Source organism: Acidimicrobiia bacterium, from assembly GCA_040881685.1.
Taxonomy (GTDB): domain Bacteria; phylum Actinomycetota; class Acidimicrobiia; order IMCC26256; family PALSA-555; genus SHVJ01.
Window position 1 is genome coordinate 1 of record JBBECS010000018.1, and the last position, 4,943, is coordinate 4,943.

A 4,943-nucleotide genomic window follows, 5' to 3' on the forward strand; every position below is an offset into this window, starting at 1 on the left:
CAATCGTCCCGATGTTGAGATGCGGCTTGTTCCGCTCGAACTTCGGCTTGCTCATGGAGCTTGGAGTTCCTTTCGTGAAGCCGTGCCGGAGGACGGCTATTCGCCGCGCACCCGAGCAATGATCTCTTCGGCGATCGACTGCGGCACCTGCTGGTACGAGTCGAACTGCATCGTGTAGGTCGCGCGGCCTTGGGTGCGCGAACGGAGGTCGGTAGCGTAGCCGAACATCTCCGCGAGCGGCACGTGGGACTTGACGACGTGCGAGGTCCCCCGCTGCTCCATCCCCTCGACCTTGCCCCGCCGCGAGGAGAGGTCGCCGATGACGTCGCCCATGTAGTCCTCGGGCGTGACCACCTCGACCTGCATGATGGGCTCGAGGAGTGCAGGCTTCGCCTGCCTCGCACCCTTCTTGAAAGCGATCGACCCGGCGATCTTGAACGCCATCTCGCTCGAGTCGACGTCGTGGGACGAGCCTCCGGTGAGGATCGCACGCACATCGACCAGGGCGTACCCGGCGAGCACGCCGCCCTCCATCGCTTCCTGGATCCCGGCGTCCACGGCGGAGATGTACTCGCGTGGGACGTCGCCGCCTCGAACCTTGTCGACGAACTCGTAACCGCCGCCGGGGCCCGTGGGCTCCAGGTTGATGATCACGTGGCCGTACTGACCGCGGCCACCGGTCTGGCGGATGTAGCGCTCCTCCACGTCGGTGGCGGGCTCGGTGATCGTCTCGCGGTACGCGACCTGCGGCTTCCCCACATTGGCAGCCACCGAGAACTCGCGCACCATGCGGTCGACGAGCACGTCGAGGTGGAGCTCGCCCATGCCCGAGATGATCGTCTGGCCGGTCTCGTCGTCGGTACGAACTTGGAACGTCGGGTCTTCCTCCGACAGCGCACCGAGTGCCTTGCCGAGCTTGTCCTGGTCGACCTTCGTCTTGGGCTCGATCGCGACGGAGATCACCGGCTCCGGGAACTCCATGCGCTCGAGCAGGATCGGCTTGGCCGGGTCGCAGAGTGTGTCGCCGGTGGTCGTGGTCTTGAGCCCGACGACCGCGACGATGTCACCTGCGAACACGCCGTCCTTGTCTTCGCGGTGGTTGGCGTGCATCTGGAGGATGCGCCCGACCCGCTCCTTCTTGTCCTTGGTCGCGTTGAGCACTTGGCTGCCCGCGGCGAGCTTGCCCGAGTAGACGCGGAAGTAGGTGAGCTTGCCGACGTAGGGGTCGCTCATGATCTTGAACGCGAGCGCGGCGAACGGCTCGTCGTCGTCGGCGTGGCGCTCGACCGGCTCCTCACTCTTGAGGTCGGTGCCGACGATCGCCGCGATGTCGAGCGGGCTCGGGAGGTAGTCGACGACAGCATCGAGCAAGGGCTGCACGCCCTTGTTCTTGAACGCCGTGCCGCACAGGACGGGGACGACCGAGGCGTTGATGGCCGCGTCGCGCAGCCCGCGCCGGAGGTCTTCCGCCGTGATCTCCTCTTCACCCACGTACTTCTCGAGCACCGTTTCGTCGTGGTGACTGACGACATCGACGAGCTCGTGACGCCAGTGCTCCGCGTTCGCGACCAAGTCGCCCGGGATGTCCTCGATCTCGTAGGTCTCGCCCATGCCGTCGGCCCAGACGATCGCCTTCATCTCGAGCAGGTCGATGACGCCACGGAAGCTGCCCTCAGCGCCGATCGGCAGCTGCGTCAGCGCGACGGTGGCTTCGAGCCGATCCTTGATCATGTCGACACACCGGAAGAAGTCGGCGCCGACGCGGTCCATCTTGTTGATGAAGCACATCCGCGGCACCTTGTACTTGTTGGCCTGCCGCCACACGGTCTCGGTCTGCGGCTCCACGCCGGCCACCGCGTCGAACACCGCCACCGCGCCGTCCAGCACGCGCAAGGACCGCTCGACCTCAACGGTGAAGTCGACGTGACCGGGCGTGTCGATGATGTTGATCCACGTGTCGCGCCACTTGCAGGTGGTGGCCGCGCTCGTGATCGTGATGCCACGCTCTTGCTCCTGGACCATCCAGTCCATGACGGCCGCGCCCTCGTGCACCTCACCGATCTTGTAGGTCTTGCCCGTGTAATAGAGGATCCGCTCGGTCGTCGTGGTCTTCCCCGCGTCGATGTGCGCCATGATCCCGATGTTCCGCACCCGCGCCAAAGGAGTGTCCCGAATCAGCGGACCACCCTTCCCTTTGACATCCTTCTCGGTGACTGCCATCTCTCTTCTTCTCTTCTTCTCTTCTTGTCTTCTTCTCTTCTTCTTGATTGCGAGCGTGCGGGCGGGGCTCAGTGCGGAGGCCCGGAGAGTGACGGTCACTGCGGAGCAGTCGAGCCGAGCCTGCCGAGACCCGGGTCGGAGACCCGAGTGCCGCCGAAGGCGGCGGGAGCAGGGGCTCGGCAGCCGTGAGGCGCTGCGGAGCAGGGATCGGCACTCGCAGGGCCGGACCCGGAGGAACCGAAAAAGTCTACGAGGTCCCTGAACGCGCGACGGGAATCAAAAGCATCACCACCGGTAGTGGGCGAATGCCTTGTTGGACTCCGCCATCTTCTGGAGATCGTCCTTGCGCTTCATCGCCGCGCCCAGTCCGTTCGAGGCGTCGAGCAGCTCGGCGGACAGGCGCTCGGCCATCGTCTTCTCGCGACGTTGGCGCGAGTAGCCGACGATCCAGCGCACCGCGAGGGTGGTCGCCCGACGGGGCCGCACCTCGACCGGCACCTGATACGTGGCACCGCCGACACGCCGGGAACGAACCTCGAGCGCAGGGCGAACGTTCTCGACCGCGCGCTTGAGCGTCGGGATCGGGTCGCCGCCGGTCTTCTTCTCGATGTCGGACAGCGCGTCGTACACGACTTTCTCCGCGAGCGATCGCTTGCCTCGCTGGAGGACCTTGTTGACGAGCTGCGTGACCACGACCGACCGGTAGATCGGGTCGGGTAGGAGGTCACGCCGAGGAGCAGGACCTTTGCGCGGCATGTCAGGTACTCCCGCTCTCGGCGCTCAGCACCATTGGTTCGCTCGCTGCGCCTCGGGATACCCGAGTCGCGGCCGCTCGCTCACTGCCGCCGGGCCTCGCCGGGATACCCGGCTCGCGGTCGCGCATCTCAGGCGTCCCGCTTGGTGCCGTAGCGGCTGCGCGCCTGGCGACGGTCGGCGACGCCGGCGGCGTCGAGCGCGCCACGGATGATCTTGTAACGAACACCGGGGAGGTCCTTCACACGGCCGCCACGCACGAGCACGATCGAGTGCTCCTGGAGGTTGTGGCCGACGCCGGGGATGTACGCGGTGACCTCGATGCCCGAGGTGAGGCGAACACGGGCGACCTTGCGCAGCGCGGAGTTGGGCTTCTTGGGCGTGTGCGTGAAGACGCGCGTGCAGACGCCGCGGCGCTGGGGGGAGCCCTTGAGCGCGGGCGTCTTGGACTTGTCACGCTTGGTCTCGCGGCCCTTGCGGACCAGCTGCTGGATCGTCGGCACGCTTCTGCTTCCTCGTTGGGCAAACCGGGCGAGGTTAGTGCTACTCCTCGGTCCCGGTCCCCTCGTATGGCGGTTCGGGAGCATCGAGGACGGTGAGCGTCGCGACGCCTTCGCCCTCGGCCACCTCGGGCGTCGGTGAGCCGATGGAGTCGCGCAGGTACGCGGCCATGGCTTCGGCGTCGATGTCGGTCGAGTAGAAGGGCAGCGGCTCGTAGTCGGGCGCCTCGGTCGTGATCTCCCGGTAGACGGGCATGCCCGTGCCGGCCGGGATGAGCTTGCCGATGATCACGTTCTCCTTGAGCCCGAACAGGCCGTCGGTCTTGCCCTCGATCGCGGCCTCGGTGAGCACTCGCGTCGTCTCCTGGAACGACGCGGCCGAGAGCCACGAGTCGGTGGCGAGCGACGCCTTCGTGATCCCCATGAGCTCGGGGCGACCTTCGGCTGGCTGCTTGCCGTCCTCGACCAACTGGCGGTTGGTCTCGGCGTACAGCCGTGCATCGACCTTCTCGCCCGGCAGGAACGGCGAGTCACCCGGCTCCGAAACCGCGACACGGCGCAGCATCTGACGGACGATCACCTCGACGTGCTTGTCGTGGATCGACACACCCTGTTCCCGGTACACCTTCTGCACCTCGTCGGCGAGGTACTGCTGGGTCTCCCGGATGCCCTTGACCTCGAGGATCTTCTTCGGGTCGCGCGGCGTGTCGTCGTCGCCGGTGAGCTGATCCCCGGCGTTGACCTCGGCACCGTCCTTGATCTTGGGGCCGCGGGCACCGTCGTAGAGGTGGGCCCGCCGCGACACGACGTGCTCCTCTTCGGCGCCGTCATCGGCGACCACGAAGATCACGCGCTCGCCCTTCTCGTTCTCGCCGATGCGCACGACGCCCGACGCTTCCGCGAGCACCGCGGCACCCTTGGGCGTGCGGGCCTCGAAGAGCTCGACGACGCGCGGCAGACCATGCGTGATGTCCTCGCCGGCCACACCACCGGTGTGGAAGGTACGCATCGTGAGCTGCGTGCCGGGCTCGCCGATGGACTGCGCGGCGATGATGCCGACGGCTTCGCCGAGGTCCACGGGCTTTCCGGTGGCGAGCATCGTGCTGTAGCAGCGCGAGCACACACCCTGGAGCGACTCGCACGTGAGCACCGAACGCACGCGCACCCGACCGACGCCGCCCTTGCCGTCGTTGATGAGCGCCTCGACGTGCTCCTCGCGGATCTCGGTGTCGCGCGGCATCGTGCTTCCGTCGGAGAGCTTCACGTCTTCGACGAGGCAGCGGGCGTGCAGGCGCGTGTCGAGCAAGCGTGTGTCGGCGTCGGGGGTGAGACCCTCGACCCAGATACCGCGCGTGGTGCCGCAGTCTTCGTCGCGCACGATCAGCTCCTGCGCGACGTCCACGAGACGGCGAGTGAGGTAGCCGGAGTCGGCGGTGCGCAGCGCGGTGTCGGCCAGGCCCTTGCGGGCAC

4 protein-coding genes are annotated in these 4,943 nt (G+C 67.1%); all 4 read right to left on the reverse strand.

Annotation, left to right across the window (positions count from 1 at the left end; genetic code table 11):
• Nucleotides 1-96: 96 nt before the first annotated feature.
• A complete protein-coding gene (gene fusA / locus WEE69_05435) occupies nt 97-2,178 on the reverse strand; it encodes an elongation factor G (GenBank protein MEX1144728.1) in 2,082 nt (693 codons plus the stop codon).
• Nucleotides 2,179-2,505: 327 nt separating this feature from the next.
• Nucleotides 2,506-2,976 carry a 30S ribosomal protein S7 gene (rpsG, locus tag WEE69_05440; protein ID MEX1144729.1) on the reverse strand — a complete coding sequence of 157 codons (471 nt, stop codon included), beginning with the start codon at nt 2,974-2,976 and terminating at the stop codon, nt 2,506-2,508.
• A gap of 128 nt (nt 2,977-3,104) precedes the next feature.
• Entirely contained in the window at nt 3,105-3,476 is a 372-nt protein-coding gene (rpsL, locus tag WEE69_05445; protein ID MEX1144730.1) for a 30S ribosomal protein S12, read from the reverse strand.
• A 40-nt stretch (nt 3,477-3,516) separates the two neighbouring features.
• Nucleotides 3,517-4,943, reverse strand: a 1,427-nt coding sequence (locus tag WEE69_05450; GenBank protein ID MEX1144731.1) for a DNA-directed RNA polymerase subunit beta', incomplete at its 5' end; no start/stop codon positions are given.

What these genes read in the sequence shown, in the direction of transcription:
- rpsG (MEX1144729.1), bottom strand. Translation starts at nt 2,976, where the DNA reads ATGCCGCGCAAAGGTCCTGCTCCTCGGCGTGACCTCCTACCCGACCCG.